Annotated in this window: 18 protein-coding genes; 6 read left to right on the forward strand and 12 right to left on the reverse strand. The window is 66.0% G+C overall.

The features are described from left to right. Positions 1 to 73: 73 nt before the first annotated feature. The 7 genes from JVX91_RS21050 to JVX91_RS21080 are packed head-to-tail and all read right to left on the reverse strand — an operon-like array spanning position 74 to position 5,818. On the reverse strand, positions 74 to 814 hold the full coding sequence (locus tag JVX91_RS21050; RefSeq protein ID WP_205336087.1) for an SDR family oxidoreductase: 741 nt from the start codon (positions 812 to 814) through the stop codon (positions 74 to 76). Between the two features lie 10 nt (positions 815 to 824). Then, positions 825 to 1,322 (reverse strand): aromatic-ring-hydroxylating dioxygenase subunit beta, encoded by a 498-nt coding sequence (locus JVX91_RS21055; protein ID WP_205336088.1) that lies wholly within the window; start codon positions 1,320 to 1,322, stop codon positions 825 to 827. Beyond that, a complete protein-coding gene (locus JVX91_RS21060) occupies positions 1,319 to 2,602 on the reverse strand; it encodes an aromatic ring-hydroxylating dioxygenase subunit alpha (protein WP_054910153.1) in 1,284 nt (427 codons plus the stop codon). The genes JVX91_RS21055 and JVX91_RS21060 overlap by 4 nt, the downstream gene beginning before the upstream one ends. A gap of 10 nt (positions 2,603 to 2,612) precedes the next feature. Further along, positions 2,613 to 3,764 (reverse strand): amidase, encoded by a 1,152-nt coding sequence (locus JVX91_RS21065; protein WP_205336089.1) that lies wholly within the window; start codon positions 3,762 to 3,764, stop codon positions 2,613 to 2,615. Then, complete coding sequence (locus JVX91_RS21070; RefSeq protein WP_205340062.1) at positions 3,761 to 4,246, reverse strand: nuclear transport factor 2 family protein; 486 nt, start codon at positions 4,244 to 4,246, stop codon at positions 3,761 to 3,763. The genes JVX91_RS21065 and JVX91_RS21070 overlap by 4 nt, the downstream gene beginning before the upstream one ends. 18 nt (positions 4,247 to 4,264) lie before the next feature. Next, the gene (locus tag JVX91_RS21075; protein ID WP_045207771.1) at positions 4,265 to 4,636 is read right to left on the reverse strand and encodes a hypothetical protein; all 372 of its coding nucleotides are present in this window, start codon (positions 4,634 to 4,636) and stop codon (positions 4,265 to 4,267) included. 30 nt (positions 4,637 to 4,666) lie between these two features. Next, positions 4,667 to 5,818: an acyl-CoA dehydrogenase family protein gene (locus tag JVX91_RS21080; RefSeq protein ID WP_205336090.1), complete on the reverse strand. Its 1,152-nt coding sequence runs from the start codon at positions 5,816 to 5,818 to the stop codon at positions 4,667 to 4,669. A 372-nt stretch (positions 5,819 to 6,190) separates the two neighbouring features. Between JVX91_RS21080 and JVX91_RS21085 the strand changes: the two genes are divergently transcribed. After that, positions 6,191 to 7,666, forward strand: coding sequence for a PAS domain S-box protein (locus JVX91_RS21085; RefSeq protein WP_205336091.1), 1,476 nt, complete (start codon positions 6,191 to 6,193; stop codon positions 7,664 to 7,666). A gap of 406 nt (positions 7,667 to 8,072) precedes the next feature. Here the strand turns inward: JVX91_RS21085 and fusA are convergent, their stop codons facing one another. Further along, a complete protein-coding gene (gene fusA / locus JVX91_RS21090) occupies positions 8,073 to 10,181 on the reverse strand; it encodes an elongation factor G (protein WP_054910149.1) in 2,109 nt (702 codons plus the stop codon). Positions 10,182 to 10,439: 258 nt separating this feature from the next. On the opposite strand from fusA, the gene JVX91_RS21095 reads away from it, so the two are divergent. From JVX91_RS21095 to JVX91_RS21110, 4 genes are all read left to right on the forward strand, one after another. Next, positions 10,440 to 10,943, forward strand: a complete 504-nt coding sequence (locus JVX91_RS21095; protein ID WP_205336092.1) for a sigma-70 family RNA polymerase sigma factor — start codon at positions 10,440 to 10,442, stop codon at positions 10,941 to 10,943. Continuing rightward, positions 10,943 to 11,878: a FecR family protein gene (locus JVX91_RS21100; protein WP_205336093.1), complete on the forward strand. Its 936-nt coding sequence runs from the start codon at positions 10,943 to 10,945 to the stop codon at positions 11,876 to 11,878. Before JVX91_RS21095 ends, JVX91_RS21100 begins: the two co-directional genes overlap by 1 nt. A 398-nt stretch (positions 11,879 to 12,276) precedes the next feature. After that, entirely contained in the window at positions 12,277 to 14,688 is a 2,412-nt protein-coding gene (locus JVX91_RS21105) for a TonB-dependent receptor (RefSeq protein ID WP_205336094.1), read from the forward strand. Between the two features lie 332 nt (positions 14,689 to 15,020). Further along, positions 15,021 to 15,680, forward strand: coding sequence for a DsbA family oxidoreductase (locus JVX91_RS21110; RefSeq protein WP_205336095.1), 660 nt, complete (start codon positions 15,021 to 15,023; stop codon positions 15,678 to 15,680). Positions 15,681 to 15,947: 267 nt separating this feature from the next. Here the strand turns inward: JVX91_RS21110 and JVX91_RS21115 are convergent, their stop codons facing one another. Further along, entirely contained in the window at positions 15,948 to 16,283 is a 336-nt protein-coding gene (locus JVX91_RS21115; protein ID WP_205336096.1) for a ribonuclease E inhibitor RraB, read from the reverse strand. A gap of 207 nt (positions 16,284 to 16,490) precedes the next feature. Between JVX91_RS21115 and ptrC the strand changes: the two genes are divergently transcribed. Next, positions 16,491 to 16,688: a type III secretion system co-regulatory protein PtrC gene (gene ptrC, locus JVX91_RS21120; protein ID WP_205336097.1), complete on the forward strand. Its 198-nt coding sequence runs from the start codon at positions 16,491 to 16,493 to the stop codon at positions 16,686 to 16,688. A 70-nt stretch (positions 16,689 to 16,758) separates the two neighbouring features. On the opposite strand, the gene JVX91_RS21125 is transcribed toward ptrC, so the two are convergent. The 3 genes from JVX91_RS21125 to JVX91_RS21135 form a co-directional block, all read right to left on the reverse strand. Further along, positions 16,759 to 19,002, reverse strand: a complete 2,244-nt coding sequence (locus tag JVX91_RS21125) for a xanthine dehydrogenase family protein molybdopterin-binding subunit (RefSeq protein WP_205336098.1) — start codon at positions 19,000 to 19,002, stop codon at positions 16,759 to 16,761. Between the two features lie 156 nt (positions 19,003 to 19,158). Continuing rightward, entirely contained in the window at positions 19,159 to 19,617 is a 459-nt protein-coding gene (locus tag JVX91_RS21130; protein ID WP_205336099.1) for a (2Fe-2S)-binding protein, read from the reverse strand. A 388-nt stretch (positions 19,618 to 20,005) separates the two neighbouring features. Beyond that, positions 20,006 to 21,025, reverse strand: a complete 1,020-nt coding sequence (locus tag JVX91_RS21135) for a zinc-dependent alcohol dehydrogenase family protein (protein WP_205336100.1) — start codon at positions 21,023 to 21,025, stop codon at positions 20,006 to 20,008. Positions 21,026 to 21,200: the final 175 nt, after the last annotated feature.

The following is a 21,200-nucleotide window of genomic DNA, read 5'->3' on the forward strand; positions in this document are numbered from 1 at the left end:
CATCACCCAAAGTCAGCCCGGGCGCAGAGCGGATAACGCGCAGCGCCATCCGCCGTCTGCCCAGCCCAGACCCTCAACGCATGAACAACCCCCCATTGATATCCCAGCAAGCCCCGGTCACCGACCCGGCATTCTCCGCACACAGCAGCAGCACGCTGTCGGCGATGAAGGTCGGGTCGCCCAGGCGGCCGGCGGGGATGGTCTTGAGGATCTGTTCCAGGCGTTCGGGCGCCACGCTCTCGTAGACCACCGGCAAATCCAGCGGCCCCGGCGAGATGGCGTTGACGGTCACGCCCTGCGCCGAAAGCTCGCGGGCGAACACCTTGGTCAGGGTCGCCACGCCACCCTTGGCCGCGGCGTAGTGGCCGCCGGTGGCGGTGCCGCCGTTCTGCCCGGCCAGCGAGGCAATGTTGACGATGCGGCCGAACCCGCGCGCCGCGAAGTGCGTACCGAACACCTGGCAAGCGACGAAAGTGCCGCGCAGGTTCACCGCCATGGAGGCGTCGAAGTCCTCCGGGCTGATGTCCATCAGCGCGGCGACCTTCGACATCCCGGCGTTGTTCACCAGAATGTCGGTTCCGCCCCAGCGCTCGGCGAGCACATCGCGAGCACGTTCAAAATCGGCTTTCTCGCGCGCGTCCAATTTCAAACCGAGGGCCGTGCGGCCCTCCGGGTCGAGTTCATCGGCCAGGCGCTGCACCGCGTCCTCGTTGAGGTCGGCCAGCGCCACGCGCAGGCCGGCGGCGTGCAGGCGGCGGGCGATGACTTCGCCCAGCCCGCGTGCGGCGCCGGTTACCAGGGCAACTCGTTGCATGGCGCGGCCCTCAGAGCAGGAAGCCGAGCGCGTTGAGCGCGTCTTCGGCGTTGATCAGGCGGATCACCTTGCGCTCCAGGCGGGCCTGGCCGTCGGTGAAGCGGATGCGGTGGTTCAGGTCGGCAATGAACGGCGTCGCCACGCCGCGCTTGTAGGCGTAGAGCACCTGCGCCGAGTTCACCTCGACCACATCGCCCGCCGCTTCCACCAGGGTGAAACGCGAGACGGTGCGCACGGTCTTCGCCGCGTCCACCGCCGAGGGCGAATGGCCGCCGGTGAGGCGCTCGATGCGCAGGGCGCGCATTCGCGCGTCGTCGAAGACGTAGTTCAGGCTGGCGGCGAAGTCATCGCCTTCGGCGTCGATCGGCACCACGTAGATGCCGTCCTCGCTCCACAACTGCGACCACTGCCCATAGTCCTTGCGGTCGAGCAGCTCGGCTTCGCGCCAGACGAATTCGATGGCCTTGGCCAGCGGGCCGGAGAAGCCGTTCAGGGTGTCGTTGCTCATTGGCTCATCATCCTTTTCCACATCTGGTACGCCTCGCGCATGCCGCCTTCGTCGGTGGCGTGGGAGACCTTGTCGCCGTTCTCGGCGACCACTTCGCGGTTCAGGCCGCGGTTGACCAGGATCGGCGCGTCGACGCCGGCGTAGGAGCCACGCTGCACGCGGTCCCAGGCCTCGGCGTCATCCGGGCTGCCGAAGCCGAACGGGCCCTGGAAGTGCTCGTGGATGCGCATGCGCTCGCGGTTGGCGATTTCCGGGCCGCCGTCCATACCGAGGGCGACGTGGCGAATCTCGGTCTCGGTGACGGAGATCGGCCGCAGCACGCGGAAGAACGACATGGACATGGCCACGTTGGGGAACAGGTTGAGGTTGAAGCCGGCGCCATGCAGCGAGCGGACGATGCGGCGCACCTGTGCAGGCTCCATGGTTTTCGACAGTTCCTCGGTGACGTGGGCGAAGCGCTCCTGCAGTTGCTCGGTGCCGTCGTCATGGTCGAGGTCGACGTGCTCGGGAACCATCACCATCACGCTGTGACCGTTGCCCAGAGCGTGGGTGACCGCCTGCTCGTCGCTCATGAACGAGAGCATCTCTTCGGTCTCTTCGTCCACCGAGGACATGAACGACTTGTGCACGATGGGGAAGTGATAGCCGTCGGTGGTGTTTTCCAGCTGGATCTTCCAGTTGCCGCGGAAGGTGAACTTGTGTTCGCCCTGGGTCTTGATCGGGTAGCCGGCGCCCTGCTTCATGAACAGGTCCATCCAGTGCTTGGCCCCGCCGAGGAAGTCCTCCAGCGGCTCGATGTCGTCGTTGTAGGTGGCGAACACCATGCCCGCGTAGCTTTCCACGCGCAGGCTGGTCAGCGGCAGCTCGGACTTGTCGAGGATGTCCTCGTAGCCGTCCGGGTACGGCAGCGCACGCAGCTTGCCGTCCAGCGCGTAGGACCAGCTGTGGTACGGGCAGGTGAAGCCGGTGGCGTTGCCCTTGTGCTTCTCGCAGACGGTGGCGCCACGGTGGCGGCAGCGGTTTTCCAGGACGTTGATGTTGCCCTTCTTGTCGCGTACCACGATCACCGGGCGGCGGCCGACGCTGGTGGTCTTGAAGTCACCGGCGTTGCGCACTTCGCTTTCGTGGGCGACCCACACCCAGGTGCGGTAGAAGATCTTGTCCATCTCCGCTTCGAACAGCTGCGGGTCGTTGTACAGCGAAACATCGACGCGGTCGTCGCCGACCAGCTCTTCGACGCTGCGCGACCGGGCGATCAGCCGGTATTCGTGAGCGCTCATGCCCATCTCCTCATGCCGATTTCTTATGTTTTTGCGCAGGCCGCGTGGCGGCCAGGCTGTGTTCGAGTTGCGCACCGAAGGCGCATACGCGTTCGTCGTCGCCCTTGCGGCCGACGATCTGCAGGCCGACTTTCAGCCCGCCGCAATCCAGGTCCACCGGCACCGTAAGCGCCGGGTGTCCGCTGAGGTTGAAAGGCCGTACCAGGGGCGTCATGCCGGCCACCGATTTGCCGTTACGCGCATCGCTGAGCAGCGGCGGCAGGTCGGGCATGGTCGGCAGCAGCAGAACTTCGAAGTCCTCCAGCGCGGCGTCGATGGCGCGGGTGAAGTGCTCACGCACCTTCTCCGCCTCGGCGCGCTCGGCGTCGGTGGTGCGGCTGGCCAGCAGCAGGCGCTGCTCGACATCGGCGCCGATCAGGCCCTTGCCGGTCAGCGCCGCATAGGCGGCCCAGTTCTCGTGATTGATCACCACCAATCCGGCCTGGAAGGCCGCCTCGAACTCGCCGAGGAACAGGTGGCTACGACGCCAGCCGGCGCGGTCGGCAGCGGCGCCCAGGCAGGCCTGGATGTGCGGCGCGGACGGCACTTCGAGAAAGGCCACGCGAGCGCCCTCGCCCGGCAGCTGCACCTCGCCGAAGCCGGGGCAGATGACCTGCATGGCGGCGATCAGGTCGGCCATGTTGGCGGCGAACGGGCCGACGCAATCCAGGCTGCTCTGCGCCGGGTGTACGCCGTCGCGGCTGACGCGACCGAAAGTCGGCTTCAGCCCGGCGATACCGCAGCAAGCCGCCGGCACGCGCACTGAACCACCGGTATCGGTGCCCAGCGCGATATCTGCCAAGCCGGCTGCCACGGCGGACGCGGAGCCGCTGGAGGAACCGCCGGGTACGCGGTCCGGCGCCATCGGGTTGATCGGCGTGCCGGTCCAGTCGTTGATGCCGGTGACGCCGAAGGCCAGTTCGTGAAGATTGGTCTTGCCGACGATCTGCCAGCCGGCATTCAGCACGGCGTCAACCACGAAGGCATTGCGCGTGGCCGGCGCGGCGTCGGCCAGCGCGCGGGTGCCGCAACGGGTCGGGTAGCCGGCAATGTCGATGCTGTCCTTGACCGCGACGCGCTTGCCGTCGCCGCCGAGAATGAATTCGCTGACGAAGGTGCTCATGGACGGCCCTCCCCTGCACCGCCCAGCGCGCGTTGCGAGAGGCGCTGGGTACGGAAATGACTGATCTGCCAGCGTCCGTCGATCTCGCGGAAATCGATGTCCAGCCGGGTGCCGAACAGCTCAGTGTGGCCCTCGGCATAGGTCGAGAGCTGCTGCATGATCCATTGCCCGCGCGCGGTGCGGCCGTCGACGCGGATCGACTCGCTGGTGAGGAAATGCAGGTTCACCGAGAAGTGCGGCGACGGCGGCAGGTAGCCGAAGACGAACGCGGCGATCGCCTCGCGGCCCTGGTGATGGCCGAAGGTCTGTGCGGTGGTCGTGCCGATGCCTTCCCATACCGCGTCCTCGCTGAACAGCTCGGCCAGCTCGATGATCGCCACCGGCGCGCGCGGCACGTCGCAGAGGTCCATGTAGCGGGCCATCAACCGACGCACCTGGCTTTCCCCTTCGAGGACCTCCAGGCGGCGGTTCAGCTCGGCCATGCTCAGGCTGCTCATGGCTCAGGTCCGCGCGGCTTCGGGGATGGTCAGCGGGCGGCCGATGCGTGCCTCGACCTTGGCGTACTTCCACAGGCTGTACTCGCCCACCGGGGTGGTGCGGAACAGGTTGCAGGCGTCGATCACAGTCTGGTGGCAATCCACGTCGGCCATGATGTAGACGGTCCAGGGCGAGGTGGTGGACGGGCCGACCATCAGGCGGTCGTCATCCAGCACGCCGAGCACGTTCATGCCCGGCAGCGCGCCGAGGTCGCCCATCATCTGCGAGAAGCCTTTCCACACGGTGATGCCTTCACCGGTGGGCAGGTCGAAGAACGGCTGGGCGATGCCGATGCAGAACAGTACGCGCAAGGGTTCGGTGGTCGGACGGGTCATGCTTCGAGTCCTTGTTTTTATGGGTTTGAATCAGATGTATCCGGGGAACGGCGGCACATCGAGCAGCACCGCACCGGCGCCGTCGTACATGCCATCGCTCAAGAAGGCGTGCTGGGTCACCACCATGGCGTCGCGCAGGTAGCGCTGCAGCGGGTGGTTCAGGTAGATCGCCGTGGTGCCGGCCAGGCTGTAGGCGCGGCGCACCACATCGGCGCCGGCGCGGGATACGTGCACGGCGGCCAGGCGCAGCTGGCTGACCTGCTCGGGGCTGACGGCGTTGCCGGCGAGGATGGAATCCCAGACGGTCTCGGTGGCGTCGTAGAAGAAGCCGCGCGCGGCCTGCAGCTCAGCCTCGGCCTTGCCGATCTCGATGCGCACATAGGCGCGGTCGCCGAGCTTGGGCGCACCGGTCACGCCGCTGGAAGACGCCATGCGGGTGATCTCGTCCAGCGCCGCGCGGGCCAGGCCGAGGTTGACCACCGCCAGCACCTGGGCGGCGTAGGCGATGGTCGGGTAGCGGTACAGCGGCTCGTCGATGTTCGATTCGCCGCCGCGAATGAAAGTCCAGTCATCCGCAACGAAGGCGTTGTCCAGCTTCAGGTCGTGACTGCCGGTGCCCTTGAGGCCGACCACATTCCAGTTCTCGACGATCTCCACGTCCTTGGCGCGCAGCAGCGCGGTGCGCGGCTTGCCGCCCGGGCCACCGATGCCGATGCCGACGCCGAGCACGTCGGCGCCTTTGCAGCCGCTGGCGAATTTCCAGGTACCACTGACGCGCCAGCCGCCTTCGACCTGGGTGGCCGGCTGGATCGGGAACAGGCCGCCGGCGAACACCAGGTCCGGGCCGTCGGCATAGAGTTCGGCGAGGGTGTGGCGCGGCAGTGCGGTGAGGTAGGTGCTGGCGCTGCCGAAGCTGGCCACCCAGCCGGCGGAGCCGTCGGCTTCGGCGATACGTTCGACCAGTTTCAGGAACTGCGCCGGCGGCAGTGCGTCGCCGCCGAAGCAGCGCGGGGTCGCGGCGCGGTAGATGCCGACATCGCGGAAGCGTTCGATCATGTCGCGGGGAACGTGGGAACGGGTGTCGAATTCATCGCGGCGCTGGCGGACTTCATCGAGCACGCGCTGGAATTCGAGGGCACGACCGTCCGCATCGAGCGGTTCGGCGAGGGCGGCACGCAGCATGGCATTGTCTCCGATTGTTCTTATCGACCCGCCCCAGGTCTGCCTGCGCTGGTTCATGCTGCGTTGGAGGCACGCTCGGAATGCTCATTTGCACATGCAAAATGCGCTTCCTCACGTGCCTCCGCCTTGCCTGAACTGCGCTCGGCGAAACCTGGAACAGGTCGTGTAGGCCATCGGCCCGTTCGATGCGGGCCGGTCGTCGTTGGGGCCAGTGTATGAACCGCCATGTGCGCCCAACTATTGGGGCGTGCAGCCCCATGCCTAAAGGAATCCCCTAGTCGGCGCCGGGTTACTCCGCAGTCCCTTCGCGCTACGCTGCGCGGTATAAAGGCGCCACTGCTTACCCGTCCCTGCAATCGAGAGCGAGCTTCGATGTTCCAGCCCAAGCCCGACGACTTCCTCGCCCTGCTCCAGGCCATGCCGCTGTGCGTGATCCTTCACGACGCGCAGACCAAGGAAATCCTCTGGGCCAACAACGCCGCACTGGCCGTGCTCGGTTTCACCCTGGAAGAGCTGGTGCCGCTCAAGGCGCCGGACATGACCGCCAAGGCCCCGCAGTACCGCCGCTCGGTCGGCCTGCGCTGGCTGGAAGGCGCTGCGCGCACCGGCCAGCGCACCATCGAGTGGTGCTACCGCTCCAAGCAGGGTGTGGAAATCCTCTCCGAGGCCGTCGCCACCCGCGTGCGCCTGCAGGAGCGCGACGTGCTGATGGTGCAGTTCCGCGACATCTCGAAGGAGAAGCAGGTCGAGCGCGACCTGCAGCGTTTCGAGAGCCGTCTGAAGGCCTTCATGCAGGACCTCGCCGAAGGCGTGGCGGTGCTCGATGCGGACGGCAACCTGCGCTTCCTCAGCGAATCCGCCCTGCCCTTGCTGGGCGGCACTCAGGACGACTGGATGGCGCACAACTTCCTCGGCCGCTGCGACAGCGCCACGCGCCCGCGCCTGGAACACCACCTGGCGATGCAGCCGCCGAGCCGCGAGCCCTACTCCGTCAGCTACCAGTTGCAGCGCCTGGACGGCGAATGGCGCTGGCACCACGCGACCTGCCGCTACATCGAGATTGAGGACGACCTGGTCGGCCACCTGCTGCTGTTCCGCGACGTCACCGAACAGGTCCGTGCCGCCCAGGCGCAACGCCAGAGCGACCAGAAGCTGGAATACCTGGCGCGCTACAACGCCATGGGCGAGATGGCCCTGGCCATCGCCCACGAGCTCAGCCAGCCGCTGGCGGCCACGCGCAACTTCATCGAGGGCGCGCTGATCCGCCTGGACCGCGAGCAGAAGGCTGAAGCCTCCGCCGCCTGGGGCCTGGACAGCGCCGTGCGGCAGATCGAGCACGCCTCGCTGATCATCAAGAGCGTGCGCGAGTACGTGGTGAAGCTGGAGCAGGCCGAGCAGCGCATCGACCTCAACGAACTGTTAGGCGAAACGCTCTACTTCATCAGCCTCAAGGCCCAGCCGAGCAACGTGCGCGTGGAACTGGAGCGCTGCGATGAGCCGCTGTGGGTGAGCTGCGAGAAGGTGCTGGTCGGCCAGGTGATCCTCAACCTCGCCTTCAACGCCATCGAGGAAATGCTCAACCTCCCCGAGGACCGCCGCCTGCTGCGCATCCGCACTTCTCGCGAGGGCGACAGCGCGCGGCTGTGCGTGCTCGACCAGGGCCGTGGCATCGATGCAGGCGCCAAGGAAAAGCTGTTCGACGGGTTCTTCACGTCCAAGGTGAGCGGCAACGGGATCGGCCTGGCGCTGTGCCAGAGCATCGTCTCGCGGCATCGCGGGGATATCTGGGCGGAGAACGTCGAGCCGTGCGGGGCGATGTTCTGTTTCGGGTTGCCGTTGGCGGAGTGATAGGCCGCCGGCCTTGCCGGCGGATCGTGGGCTTGGTCCGCTCCTACGAGATCAAGAGCCCCTCACCCTAACCCTCTCCCGCACGCGGGAGAGGGGACCGTTCTGTGCAGGCTGAAACCTTGGCATCCGCCGGCACGGCCAGCTCCCTCTCCCCTCGGGAGAGGGCTGGGGTGAGGGGATGTGCCGGCACCAACTTTCCCGGAGAAGACAGCACCGTAGGGCGCATAACCTGGAACAGGTTATCCGCCATTTCCGGCGGATAACGCTGGCGCGTCATGCGCGCTACGAAAGCTTCCGGGAGCTTCGGAGCTGAGCGGTTCGCGAGCAAGGACTGGGCGTCCCCCTCGCTCCTACAAAAAGCAAAAGAAAACGGCGCCCGGAGGCGCCGTTGTTCGTTGCGGGGAAGTCAGCCGTGGGACTTCTTGATAATCGCCTCGGCAATATTCGCCGGCGCCTCGGCGTACTTGGTGAACTCCATCGAGTAGCTCGCGCGCCCCTGGGACATCGAGCGCACGTCGGTGGCGTAGCCGAACATCTCGCCCAGCGGCACCTCGGCGCGGATCACCTTGCCCGCCGGCGTATCCTCCATGCCCTGGATCAGCCCGCGCCGGCGGTTCAGGTCGCCCATCACGTCGCCCATGTAGTCCTCCGGCGTCACCACCTCGACCTTCATCACCGGTTCCAGCAGCACCGCGCCGCCCTTCTGCGAGAGCTGCTTGGTGGCCATGGAGGCGGCGATCTTGAACGCCATCTCGCTGGAGTCGACGTCGTGGTAGGAACCGTCAAACACGGATGCCTTCAGGCCGATCAGCGGGTAGCCGGCAAGTACGCCGTTCTGCATCTGTTCCTCGATGCCCTTCTGGATCGCCGGGATGAATTCGCGCGGGATCACCCCGCCGACAACCTCGTTGACGAACTCCAGGCCGTCTTTGCCCTCGTCGCCCGGCTCGAAGCGAATCCAGCAATGGCCGAACTGACCACGGCCGCCGGACTGGCGGACGAACTTGCCTTCGATCTCGCACTTCCTGCGGATCGCCTCGCGGTAGGCCACCTGCGGCTTGCCGATGTTGGCCTCGACGTTGAACTCGCGGCGCATGCGGTCGACGATGATGTCCAGGTGCAGCTCGCCCATGCCGGAGATGATGGTCTGCCCGGTCTCCTCGTCGGTCTTGACGCGGAACGAGGGGTCTTCCTGGGCCAGCTTGGACAGGGCGATGCCCATCTTCTCCTGGTCGGCCTTGGTCTTGGGTTCCACGGCCACGGAGATCACCGGGTCGGGGAAGTCCATGCGCTCGAGGATGATCGGCTTGTCGATGGAACACAGAGTGTCGCCGGTGGTGACGTCCTTCATGCCGATCAGCGCGGCGATGTCGCCGGCGCGCACTTCCTTGATCTCCTCGCGCTGGTTGGCGTGCATCTGCACCATCCGGCCGACGCGCTCCTTCTTGGTCTTCACCGAGTTGAGCACGGCATCGCCGCTGCTGAGCACGCCGGAATAGACGCGGGCGAAGGTCAGGGTGCCGACGAAGGGATCGGTAGCGATTTTGAAGGCCAGCGCGGAGAACGGCTCGCTGTCGTCGGCGTGGCGCTCCAGGTGCTTCTCTTCGTCGTCCGGGTCGGTGCCGTTGATCGCGGGGATTTCCGAGGGCGCCGGCAAGTAGTCGATGACGGCGTCGAGCACCAGCGGCACGCCCTTGTTCTTGAACGAGGAACCCAGCACCGCCGGGACGATCTCGTTGGCCAGGGTGCGCTGGCGCAGGCCGGCCTTGATTTCCGCGATGCTCAGTTCCTCGCCTTCGAGGTACTTGTTCATCAGCTCGTCGTTGGCTTCGGCAGCGGCCTCGATCATGTGCGCGCGCCATTCGTCCGCCAGCGCCTGCAGTTCGGCGGGGATCGGCTCCTCGGTGTAGCTGGTGCCCTGGTCGGCGTCGTTCCAGACGATGGCCTTCATCTTCACCAGGTCGATCTGCCCGGCGAAGTTTTCCTCCGAGCCGATAGCGAGCTGGATCGGTACCGGCGTGTGGCCCAGGCGCTGCTTGATCTGCGCGACCACACGGAGGAAGTCGGCGCCCTGGCGGTCCATCTTGTTGACGTAGGCCAGGCGTGGCACGTGGTACTTGTTGGCCTGGCGCCAGACCGTCTCGGACTGCGGCTCGACGCCGTCGGCGCCGCTGAACACCACCACCGCGCCATCGAGCACGCGCAGGGAGCGCTCCACCTCGATGGTGAAGTCGACGTGGCCGGGGGTGTCGATGATGTTGAAGCGGTACTTGTGGTCGTACTGCTTGGTCGAGCCCTGCCAGAACGCCGTGGTGGCCGCCGAGGTGATGGTGATGCCGCGCTCCTGTTCCTGCACCATCCAGTCCATGGTCGCCGCGCCGTCGTGCACCTCGCCCATCTTGTGATTCACACCGGTATAAAAAAGGATGCGCTCGGTCGTGGTGGTCTTGCCGGCGTCCACGTGGGCGACGATGCCGATATTGCGGTAAAGCTCGATGGGCGTATTGCGAGCCATGGTGTGCTCCGTTTCTGCTGGTTGACTGCCGGGCTTGCTGCTGCGGGTCCGTTGCCTGCGCGGGACGGCGGGAGGAAGTGCGGCATCAGAAAATTCTGCGCGCAACAGGCTCAAGGTAGCGCGTCTTCGTGGCAATTCCAGTACGGCGAGAGCGCTGGTGCCGCAGTCCGACCGGCTGCGTCGCTCCGGCATTGCGCTGCACGGCGGGAAAACCCTAAAATGATAGGCATTCTCAAATGAAAATCTGACGCACGCACCGTGGCTCTCGTCGAAACCCCCTCCCCACAGCACCTGCACACTCTCTATAACGAGCACAACGGCTGGCTCCAGCAGTGGCTGCGCGGAAAGCTGGGCAACGCCTGGGATGCCGCCGATCTCGCCCATGACACCTTCCTGCGCCTGCTGCGGCGCCCGTTGGAAGACCTCGGCGAGCGCCCCCGCGCCCTCCTGACCCACATTGCCAAGGGCCTGCTGGTGGATCGCTGGCGGCGCCAGGAGATCGAGCGCGCCTACCTGGAAAGCGTCGCCGCGCTGCCCGAAGAGCTGGTGCCCGGCCCGGAAACCCGCGAGCTGATCATCGAGGCGCTGGAGCGTATCGACGCCGCCCTGAGCGAATTGCCGACGCTAACCCGCGAGGCCTTCCTGCTGTCACAACTGGATGGCCTGACCTACCCGGTGATCGCCGAGCGCCTGGGCATCTCCCTGGCCAGCGTGAAGCGCTATATGCGTGCCGGTTTCGTCGCCTGCCTGAGCGTCGCCTGATGCGCGAACAACCGCTGGACCCGGGCATTCTCGGCGAAGCCGCCGACTGGCTGGTGCGCCTCAACGAACACCCGGCCAGCAGCGCCGACCTGCAAGCCATCGAACAATGGCGCGCGCGCAGCGCCCAGCACGCCGAAGCCTGGCGCCGCGCCGAAGCCCTGCTCGGCCTGCGCCAGCTGCCACCGGGGCTCGGCCGGCAAAGCCTGCAACGCACGGGCCTGAGCCGCCGGCAGATGCTCAACCGCCTGGGCGTGCTGATGGCCGTGGCGCCCGCTGCCTGGCTGGTGGCCCGGCAGATGCCCTGGGCGGAGTGGAATGCCGACCTGCGCACCGCCGTGGGCGAGCGCAAGCACCTGCGTCTACCGGACGGCAGCCAGATCACGCTGAATACCGGCAGCGCGGTGAACGTGGCTTTCAACGCCCGCGAACGCCGCCTCAGCCTGGTAGAAGGCGAAATCCTCGTCGACGCCCTCCCCGATCCGCGTCCCTTCCTCGTCGACAGCCGTCATGGCCTGTTGCGCACGCCAACTGCGCGCTTCAGCCTGCGTGATCTGGGCGACGCCTGCCGGGTCGCGGTGCTGGACAAGGAAGTCAGCGTCGAATTGCCGGGAGCCGCGAGCCAGGTGGTCACTGCCGGTCAGCAACTGGTGTACGGGGTGCAGGGCTTCCAGTCCCTGCAAACCGCGGACGCCAACGCCAGCGCCTGGGAGAACGGCATGCTGCTGGCCCAGGGTATGCGCCTGGATACTCTGCTGGAGGAACTTGGCCGCTATCGCAGCGGCTTCCTGCGCTGCGACCCGCGCCTGGCCAACCTGCGCGTGACCGGCGCGATTCCCGTGGGCGACAGCGATGCCGGCCTTGTGCTGCTGGCGGACATGCTGCCGGTCAAACTACGGCGGCTGACGCGGTATTGGGTGACCGTGGAGCCGGCGTGAGCCGGGAGCAAAGGGTGCTTCCTGATATTCCTACGCCCACAGCTTCCCCCTCACCCCAGCCCTCTCCCTCAGGGAGAGGGGGCCGTTCGGTGCAGGATGAAAGCCACTGTGCCAGCCGGCACGATCCGCTCCCTCTCCCGCTGGGAGATGGCTGGGGTGAGGGCATGCCACCACTCCAAAACATCCGGCCACCTGCAGGAGCGAGGGGGACGCCCAGTCATTGCTCGCGAACCACCCAACGCCAGCGCGGCCGGAGAATCTGTTCACAAGCAAGAGCTAGGCGCCCCCTCGCTCCTACAAAAAAACACCCTCTGAAAATTTTCGCCCACCCCTGACACCTTTTCCGATCTCGCCCGGTGAAGAGGAAGACACCCTCTATTCGCCGACAGGAACACTCCATGCTCCTCCGCTCCCGCCTCCGCCCGCATTCCCTCGCCCTGGCCGTCGGCCTGGCCCTGACTGGCGGCGTTGTGCTGCCCACCCTGGCGGCCGAAGCCAGCCGCGAACAGCGCCAGTACGACATCTCCCCCGGCCCGCTGGGCGAGGTGCTGGCCCGGTTCGCCGCACAGGCCGGCGTGCCGCTGGCATTCGAGGCACAGGCGCTGAATCGCCAGCAAAGCGCTGGATTGAAAGGCAACTACGCGCCCGAGCAGGGACTTGAGCACCTGCTCGAAGGCAGCGGCTACCGCCTGGTGCGCAAGAGCAGCGGTTACGGCGTGGAAGCGGCGCCGGATGACAGCGGCGCCCTGGAAATGGACGCCACCACCGTCAGCGGTGCCGTGCAGCAGCGCGGCGAACTGCCGCCCGCCTATGCCGGCGGCCAGGTCGCCCGTGGCGCTCAGCTGGGAATGCTGGGCAACCAGGACATCCAGGACGTGCCCTTCAGCTTCGCCAGCTACACCGCCAGGACCATCCAGGATCAGCAGGCGCAGACCGTCGGCGACGTGCTGCTCAACGATGCCTCGGTACGCCAGGGCAACGGCTACGGCAACTTCTCGCAGATCTTCGTCATCCGCGGCCTGCCGCTGAGCACCGACGACGTCTCGCTCAACGGCCTGTACGGCGTCACCCCGCGGCAGATCATCGGCACCGAGTCGCTGGAACGGGTCGAGTTGTTCAAGGGCCCCAACGCCTTCATCAACGGCGTGACACCCAACGGCACCGGCATCGGTGGCGCGGTCAACCTGCAGACCAAGCGCGCCGAAGACGTACCGACCCGCAGCGTGACCCTGGGCTATGGCAGCGACAACCAGATCGGCGAGCACCTCGACCTCGGCCAGCGCTTCGGCGAGGACAATCGCTTCGGCGCGCGGGTCAACCTGGCCCAGCGCGAGGGCGAGACCGGCGTCGACGACGAGAACCAGCGCTACAAGCTGGCCACCGTCAACCTCGACTACCGTGGCGAACGCCTGCGCCTGATGACCGACTTCGGCTACCAGAAGCAGCGCATCAACCAGGGTCGCCCGGTGGTCTACGTCGGCACCGGCGTCAGCAGCATTCCCCACGCCCCGGACGCCGACCACAACTACGGACAGTCCTGGAGCTATTCCCAGCTGGAAGACACCTTCGGCATGTTCCGCGCCGAGTACGACCTCAATGACAGCTGGACCGCCTACCTCTCCGGTGGCGCCAAGCACACCCGCGAAAACGGCGCCTACTCCGCCCTGACGCTCAGCGACAACAACGGCGCCGCAGGCGGCGGCATGATGGATGCCACCCACGACGAGGACAACAAGAGCGCCATGGCCGGCCTGAACGGCCACTTCGCCACCGGCCCGGTCAGCCACCAGATGAACCTCAGCGTCGCCGGCATCTGGGCCGAGCAGCGCAGCGCCTACACCATGACCACCAAGCGCTACCCCACCGACATCTACAACCCGGTGCAAACGCCCAAGCCCGCGCCAACCCTCACCGGCGGCGACTACAGCGACCCCGGCATCGTCGGCAAGACGCTGAACAAGAGCGTGGCCGCCGCCGATACCCTGGGCTTCCTCGACGACCGCGTGCTGCTGACCGTGGGCGTACGCCGGCAAAGCATCGGCACCGACGGCTGGAACTACGTCGGCAAGCGCACCGCCACCTACGACGAATCCATCACCACGCCGGTCTATGGCCTGGTGGTGAAGCCCACCGAGTACCTGTCGCTCTACGCCAACCGCATCGAAGGCCTGGCCGCCGGCCCGACCGCGCCCAGCAGCGCGGCGAACTTCGGCGAAGTCTTCGCGCCGAACCGCTCCAAGCAGGTGGAAGTGGGCGCCAAGCTGGACTTCGGCAGCTACGGCGGCAACCTGGCCTTCTACCGCATCGAGCAGCCCTTCAGCACCACCGACCCGGACTCGAAGATCTTCAGCGTCGACGGCGAGCAGGAGAACCGCGGCATCGAGCTGAACGTCTTCGGCGAGCCGGTGGACGGCCTGCGCCTGCTGGCAGGCGGCACCTGGATCGACACCGAACTGAAGAACACCGCCGGCGGTAAGACCGACGGCAACCGCGCCGTGGGCGTGCCGACCTTCCAGTACAACCTGGGCGCCGACTGGGATATCCCCGGCATCCAGGGCGCCGCCCTCAACGGGCGCATGCTGCGCACCGGCGGCCAGTACCTGGACGCCGCCAACGACCTGAGCATCCCGGCCTGGACCCGCGTCGACCTCGGCGCCCGCTACGCCTTCAAGGTGGACGAGCGCGACGTGACCCTGCGCGCCAACCTGGAGAACGTCGCCAACAAGGCCTACTGGGCCTCCACCATCGGCGGCTACCTGACCCAGGGCGACCCGCGCACCCTGAAGGTCTCGATGACCGTGGATTTCTGACACGCTTCGCGACACGGACGTCGACCCTATTACTTATCAATAGGTTACATAACTAATTTGATAAAAGACTTCACATCAGAATTCATTCCTCGCCTGGGGGTGGCGCCGTGAAACACCCGGATTACGCGGGCTGAGGAGGTACTCTTCGCTCCAACGATAGCCGCTGGCTTGAAGTGATTTCTCAATAGATCAAATTCGATATAAATCAAATGGTTATGTGACCAATCTCGAAATACAGTTAGATCATGACTCCTGCTGCCCCTGGATTACTGGATCGAAATGCGGTTCAGGGTCCATGCTTGGGGCTCGCACATTTGCCGGAGATCGCCCCCATGAGCGATGCCATCACCATTGATTTCGTCTCCGACGTGGTCTGCCCCTGGTGCGCCATCGGCCTGAACGGCCTGCTGGCCGCCATCCGCCGGGTGGATGGCGAACTGACCGTGGAACTGCGCATCAAGCCCTTCGAGCTCAACGCCGACATGCCGGCCGAAGGCGAGGACCTGGTGGAGCACCTGCAACGCAAGTACGGCAGCAGCGCCGAAGATATCGCCCGCAACCAGGAGCACCTGCGCTCCATGGGCGAGGACGTCGGCGTGCACTTCGACCTGAAAAAGCGCGATCGCATCTACAACACCTTCGATGCCCATCGCCTGTTGCACTGGGCGGCGGAATCACACCGCGACGTGGCGCTGAAACAGGCGCTGCTGCATGCCTACTTCGGCGAAGGCCGCGACCCGAGCGACCCGGAAGTGCTGCTGGAAGTAGCCGTGAGCGTCGGCCTGGACGCCGTGCGCGCCCGTGAGATCCTAGACAGCGACGCCTATGGCGACGAGGTGGTGGCCGAGGAAGACTTCTACACCAGCCACGGCATCCGTGCGGTGCCGGCGGTGATCCTCAACGGCCGCCAGTTGATCTCCGGGGCGCAGAGCTCCGACTACTACGAGCAGGCGCTGCGCCAGGTGGCGCGCAATGCGCCGTTGCCGGAGTGAGCGTCCCGCGCTTCTGAAAAGACCCGCCTCACGCGGGCCTCATTTTTCCAGGGGAGACTTTAACTCAAGACTCACCCTCTCCCCCGCCCTCTCCCTGAAGGGAGAGGGAGCCGTCCATGCTGCCTGATATTGAAGCGTCATCCTGCACCAACTAGTCCCCTCTCCCTTCAGGGAGAGGGTTAGGGAGAGGGAGCCATCGCTACGAACACTCAAACGCCCAAAGAAAAACGGCGCCCGAAGGCGCCGTTTTCATGAAGCATCAGCCGATCAGAGCGCCGACCAGCCGTCCAGCTGGCCGCCCAGGTCGGCGGAGTGCTCGGACAGCAGCGCGGCGTAGCCGCTGATGTGCTCGTGGGAGAGCTCCATCACCGGGTAGGCCAGGACCTGCCAGGGCAGCTTGTCGTTGCCGTCGTACTCGGAGTACGCCACCTTCTGCCCGTTCTGCAGCAGCATGATGGCGAAGTCCAGGGCGGACTGCTCGTCCGGGAAGATCACCGCGAACTCCACCTCATGCTCGAGGGAGAGGTCCTCGCCGTCTTCCTGCAGGGCCCACAGGGCATCGCCGATTTCGTCTTCCGGGAAAAGCTGCTTGTCGCGGCTCATGTCACTGCTCCAATTCGATGAACAAAGTGCCCGGTCTGGGCATTCCCGCGCAGGATACCCGTCCTGCGTGACAGATGCCGGAAAATCTCGCCGGCACCATCGCCAATCGTGATGATCATCATCACGGTGTTTCACTTCCGCCCTTGCCTGCGCGGCGCGACGATGCATCCATCGGGCCTGCGCCCCTCCCACATCGAGACTGCGACCATGCACAGCCTAGACGCGGCGTATCGCATTACCTACATCACCCTGGACGAGGTGCAACTACACTTCGAGACCGAAATCGCCGTCACCGACGATGAAGGCAGTCTCGCCCTGCTCCGTGCCGCCACCCCGCCGGAAGAGCGCCGGGTGCTGCGCGAGCTGATCTGCCAGGAAAACGAACGCCAGGCTCTTGTAGCTTAGACGCTGCACGACGCCTGAAAACGCTTGCCCCGCCAGTGCGGGGCAAGCGCTTCATCTCCACTCCCCTGACTCACGCCTGCAACTGATTGCCGATCGGCAAGGTGCGGATGCGCTTGCCAGTCGCCGCGAACAGCGCATTGGCCAGCGCCGGCGCCAACGGCGGCACACCCGGCTCGCCTACGCCGGTCGGCGGCTCGGCGGACGGCACGATGTGCACCTCCACCACCGGCATCTCGTTGATCCGCAACACCTGGAAGTCGTGGAAGTTGGACTGGTCGACCTTGCCGTCGGTGAGCGTGATGGCGCTGTGCAGCGCCGCGGACAGCGCAAAGCCGATGCCGCCTTCCATCTGTGCCTTGATCACGTCCGGATTGATCGCCAGGCCGCAATCCACCGCGCAGACCACACGGTCCACCTTGAAGCTCTTGTCCGCCTTGTAGGTCACTTCAACGACCTGGGCGACGAAGCTGCCGAACGACTCATGCACGGCGATGCCGCGGCCACGCTGCTCGCCTTCCTTGCCCTTCTCCAGCGGCGCCAGCCAGTTGGCCCGCTGCGCCACCAGCTCCAGCGCGCCGCGATGACGCGGGTGCTTCTCCAGCAGCTTGCGGCGGAACTCGTACGGGTCCTGCTTGGCGGCGATGGCCGCTTCGTCGATCAGCGTTTCGGTGGAGAACGCCGTGTGGGTATGGCCCACCGAGCGCCACCACTGGGTCGGCACCGTGACGTTGTCCGCCAGCGCCTGCTCGACGCGCAGGTTGGGCACGGCGTACGGCAGGTCGGCGGCACCTTCGACGGCAATCTTGTCGACGCCATCCTTGACCATGAACTTCTCGAACGGCGTGCCAACGATGAAGGACTGCCCCACCAGCCGCTGCTCCCAGCCCACCAGGTTGCCCTGGGCATCCACCGCCAGCCGTGCGCGGTGCAGGAAGGCCGGGCGGTAGTAGCCGGCGCGGGTGTCATCCTCGCGGGTCCAGACCATCTTGATCGGTACCTTCACGCCCTGCTCGCGCGCCGCCTTGGCGATCGCAGCCGCTTCCAGCACGTAGTCCGAGTGCGGGTTGGCGCGGCGACCGAAGCTGCCGCCGGCATACAGCTGGGTGATGGTGACCTGCTCGGGCTGCATGCCCAACAACTGCGCCACGGACATCTGGTCGCCGGTCTGCCATTGCTCGCCGTTCCAGATCTGGCAGCCGTCCTCCTTGAGGAACACCACGCAGTTCAGCGGCTCCATGGCGGCATGTGCGAGATAGGGAAATTGATACTCGGCTTCGATCAGGTGCGCCGGTTTCTCCAGCGCCTTGGCGACATCACCGTCGTTGCGCGCCACCAGGCCCGGCTTGCTGGCCATATCGCGGTACTGGGCGAAGATTTCCTTGCTGCCCATCTTGAAGGCCTTGCTCTCGTCCCACTCGACCTGCAATGCATCGCGGCCCTGGCGCGCGGCCCAGGTGTTCTTCGCCAGCACCGCGACGCCGGCGAAACGCCGATCGCTGCCGGGGAACTGCACGACATCAACCACGCCGGGCACCGCCTTGGCCTTGCTCGCGTCGACCTTGGCCGGAACACCGCCGAAGCGCGGCGGGTGGGCGACCACGGCCACCAGCATGTCCGGCAGGTGCACGTCCTGGGTGAATTGCGCGGTGCCGTCGGTCTTGGACGGGCTGTCCTTGCGCGGCAGCTGCACCTGGCCGATCAGTTTGAAGTCCTTCGGGTCCTTGAGCTTCACGTCCGCCGGCACCGGCTGTTTCGCCGCCGCCTCGGCCAGTTCGCCGAAGCCGGCCTTGCGTCCGGAAGCCGGATGGGTAACGACGCCGTCGTGCACTTCGATCTCGGCTGCCGGCACCTTCCACTGCTCCGCCGCCGCGCCCACCAGCATGGCGCGGGCGCTGGCGCCGGCCTTGCGCATCTGCTCGAAGGAATTGGCCATGGCGTTGCTGCCGCCAGTGCCCTGCAGGTTGCCGAAGGCCAGGTTGGCGTAGCGCTTGGCGTCGGCCGGTGCGCCCTCGACCTCTACGTGGCTCCAGTCGGCGTCCAGCTCCTCGGCCACCAGGGTGGCGAGGCCGGTGTAACTGCCCTGGCCCATTTCCACATGCTTGGCGATCACGGTGACAGTGCCATCGGGAGCGATGCGCACGAAGGCGTTGGGTTCGAAATCATTGGCCGCCTGGGCATCGCCCAGCTTGCCCAGCAGCGGCGCGAAGTAGATGCCCAGCGCCAGGCCGCCGGCGCCCCGCAGGAAGCTGCGGCGACTGACGTTGAGGATGCTGCCGGCCTCGGCCGGCTGCGGGTCGATACGGGGTTCGAGCATGGTGTCGGTCCTCAGAGACTGTTTACGGTCTCGCGAGCTAGAGCCGTTGTAGGCGGAAGGCGCCCGAAGAGCGGAGTTTACGAGCTGTAAATGAGCATCTGAGGGCGACTTCCAACGCCCAACGGCCGACGCGCAGCAGATCGTAAACAGCCTCTATCAGGCCAGGGTCTGGGCGGCGTCATGGATCGCCGCGCGGATCCGCGCATAGGTGGCGCAGCGGCAGATGTTGCCGCTCATCGCTGCATCGATGTCGGCATCGCTGGGCGCCTTGTTCGAAGCCAGCAGCGCGGTGGCCGACATGATCTGCCCGGATTGGCAGTAGCCGCACTGCACCACGTCGAGCTTGCGCCAGGCGTCCTGCACCGCCTTGCCGGCGGCCTGTTCGGCCACCGCCTCAATGGTGGTGATCTTCTTGCCGGCCACCGCCGCCAGCGGGGTGACGCAGGAGCGCGTCGGCTGGCCATCGATATGCACGGTGCAGGCGCCGCACAACGCCATGCCGCAGCCGTATTTGGTGCCGGTCAGGCCGGCGACGTCACGGATGGCCCAGAGCAGCGGCATTTCGCCCGGAGCGTCGAGTTCATGGTCCTTGCCGTTCAGGTTCACGGTAATCATCAGGAGTTTCACCTCTTTTACGGGTGATGGAATGGGGCGAAGCACTGCCGCTTCGTCACGCAATGGATTCAGCCTAGGCGCAAGCGCCGGCCTGCGCCGCGACGATACGCCAGGAAGGCGCCGAGCGGTTTGCCTGGTTCTCTTGAGGCTTGCCTGATACTGCGCAGGGTGTGACCGGATGTTTGCGGTGCTGGCGGCGAGTGATCGCGGACAGGGTCCGCTCCTACAAGAGCTGCACGGAACGTAGGAGCGGACTCCGTCCGCGATCGGCTTCTGGCCGCACCGCACTGAAACGAGGGTTCGCGAGCAAGCTCGCTCCTACAGGGAAATATCGTGCGCACAAAAAAGCCACTCCGAAGAGTGGCTTTCTCGCCTCACGGATGCTGGATCACTCCGGCATCTTGATCACTACACGGCCGCCGCCCGGGCAGGTTTCCATGTAGGTGTTGGCGTCCAGGTACTGGGCGAAATCGAACACCCGGTCAATGCTCGGCTTGAGCAGCTGATCGGCGGTCATCTGGTTGATCGCAGTCAGCGCCCGTTGCACGGCTTCGTCGTTGCGGGTCAGGCCGATCTCCGGTTGCCCGGTGAAGTCCAGCACGCAGTGACGGAAGAACTGCAGGTGCTTCTTGAACGCCGCGCAGGCCGGGAAGGCTGCGTCGTTGCCGCCGTTGATGCCGTACAGGATCAGCTTGCCGCGCGGAGCGGCCACGTCACCCAGCAGTTTCATCTGCGGGCCGGCGCACTGGTCGAGGACGATCTCGACGCCTTCACCCTTGGTGAAGCGCTCGACTTCCAGTACCAGGTCCTGTTCCTCGGTGTAGATAACCTTGTCCGCCCCCAGGCCCTTCAGAAACTCGCGGGTTTCCTCGTGGCTGGTGGTAGCGATCACCTGGGCGCCCAGCGCCTTGGCCAACTGCACCGCTTGCGGAGCCAGGCAATGGCCCGCCTCGGTGATCAACACACGCTGGCCGGGCTTGATCTGGGCAAGCTCCACCAGGGCGAAATAGGAGTACATCAGGCCGGTGTAGTGCACCGCTGCCTCGACCGGGGTCAGGACATCCGGATAACGGGTCAGCGAGGTGCGCGGCAGGATGACGTGGTCACCCCAGGCCGGATACTGGTTCGGCGAGTTCGCCGGGAAGCTGGCCACCGCCACACCGGGCTCGAGGTCTTCCACACCCTCGCCCACGGCTTCGACGATGCCGGACAATTCATAGCCGATGCCCGCTGGCAACTTGGCCTGATCCGGGGCGAGGTTCTGCCGCCAGAGCACGTCGCGCCAACTGACGCCCAGTGCCTGGGTACGGATCAGTACTTCACCCGGCCCCGGTTGCGGGGTCGGCATTTCCTCGATCTTCAGGACCGAGGCGTCACCGAACTGGTGGAAACGGATCATGCGGGACATCACATACCTCGCCTTTGTAGTGCTTCATAGCCACGGACTCTATCCGGGCTTTCCGGGTGACGCCACCGTTCGCCATTGATAATGGACATAAACGGCGATGATTCGGCACGCGGTGAAATGCTTGTCCGGCGCGGCCCGGAGGCTCTGCGGCGGGTCTGCGCGACCGAGCGTGGAC

The organism is Pseudomonas sp. PDNC002 (assembly GCF_016919445.1).
Taxonomy (GTDB): domain Bacteria; phylum Pseudomonadota; class Gammaproteobacteria; order Pseudomonadales; family Pseudomonadaceae; genus Pseudomonas.

What these genes read in the sequence shown, in the direction of transcription:
- JVX91_RS21130 (WP_205336099.1), bottom strand. Translation starts at nt 19,617, where the DNA reads ATGATTACCGTGAACCTGAACGGCAAGGACCATGAACTCGACGCTCCG.
- JVX91_RS21050 (WP_205336087.1), bottom strand. Translation starts at nt 814, where the DNA reads ATGCAACGAGTTGCCCTGGTAACCGGCGCCGCACGCGGGCTGGGCGAA.
- JVX91_RS21115 (WP_205336096.1), bottom strand. Translation starts at nt 16,283, where the DNA reads ATGAGCCGCGACAAGCAGCTTTTCCCGGAAGACGAAATCGGCGATGCC.
- JVX91_RS21070 (WP_205340062.1), bottom strand. Translation starts at nt 4,246, where the DNA reads ATGGCCGAGCTGAACCGCCGCCTGGAGGTCCTCGAAGGGGAAAGCCAG.
- JVX91_RS21135 (WP_205336100.1), bottom strand. Translation starts at nt 21,025, where the DNA reads ATGTCCCGCATGATCCGTTTCCACCAGTTCGGTGACGCCTCGGTCCTG.
- ptrC (WP_205336097.1), top strand. Translation starts at nt 16,491, where the DNA reads ATGCACAGCCTAGACGCGGCGTATCGCATTACCTACATCACCCTGGAC.
- JVX91_RS21060 (WP_054910153.1), bottom strand. Translation starts at nt 2,602, where the DNA reads ATGAGCGCTCACGAATACCGGCTGATCGCCCGGTCGCGCAGCGTCGAA.
- JVX91_RS21125 (WP_205336098.1), bottom strand. Translation starts at nt 19,002, where the DNA reads ATGCTCGAACCCCGTATCGACCCGCAGCCGGCCGAGGCCGGCAGCATC.
- JVX91_RS21055 (WP_205336088.1), bottom strand. Translation starts at nt 1,322, where the DNA reads ATGAGCAACGACACCCTGAACGGCTTCTCCGGCCCGCTGGCCAAGGCC.
- fusA (WP_054910149.1), bottom strand. Translation starts at nt 10,181, where the DNA reads ATGGCTCGCAATACGCCCATCGAGCTTTACCGCAATATCGGCATCGTC.
- JVX91_RS21100 (WP_205336093.1), top strand. Translation starts at nt 10,943, where the DNA reads ATGCGCGAACAACCGCTGGACCCGGGCATTCTCGGCGAAGCCGCCGAC.
- JVX91_RS21105 (WP_205336094.1), top strand. Translation starts at nt 12,277, where the DNA reads ATGCTCCTCCGCTCCCGCCTCCGCCCGCATTCCCTCGCCCTGGCCGTC.
- JVX91_RS21110 (WP_205336095.1), top strand. Translation starts at nt 15,021, where the DNA reads ATGAGCGATGCCATCACCATTGATTTCGTCTCCGACGTGGTCTGCCCC.
- JVX91_RS21080 (WP_205336090.1), bottom strand. Translation starts at nt 5,818, where the DNA reads ATGCTGCGTGCCGCCCTCGCCGAACCGCTCGATGCGGACGGTCGTGCC.
- JVX91_RS21075 (WP_045207771.1), bottom strand. Translation starts at nt 4,636, where the DNA reads ATGACCCGTCCGACCACCGAACCCTTGCGCGTACTGTTCTGCATCGGC.
- JVX91_RS21065 (WP_205336089.1), bottom strand. Translation starts at nt 3,764, where the DNA reads ATGAGCACCTTCGTCAGCGAATTCATTCTCGGCGGCGACGGCAAGCGC.
- JVX91_RS21085 (WP_205336091.1), top strand. Translation starts at nt 6,191, where the DNA reads ATGTTCCAGCCCAAGCCCGACGACTTCCTCGCCCTGCTCCAGGCCATG.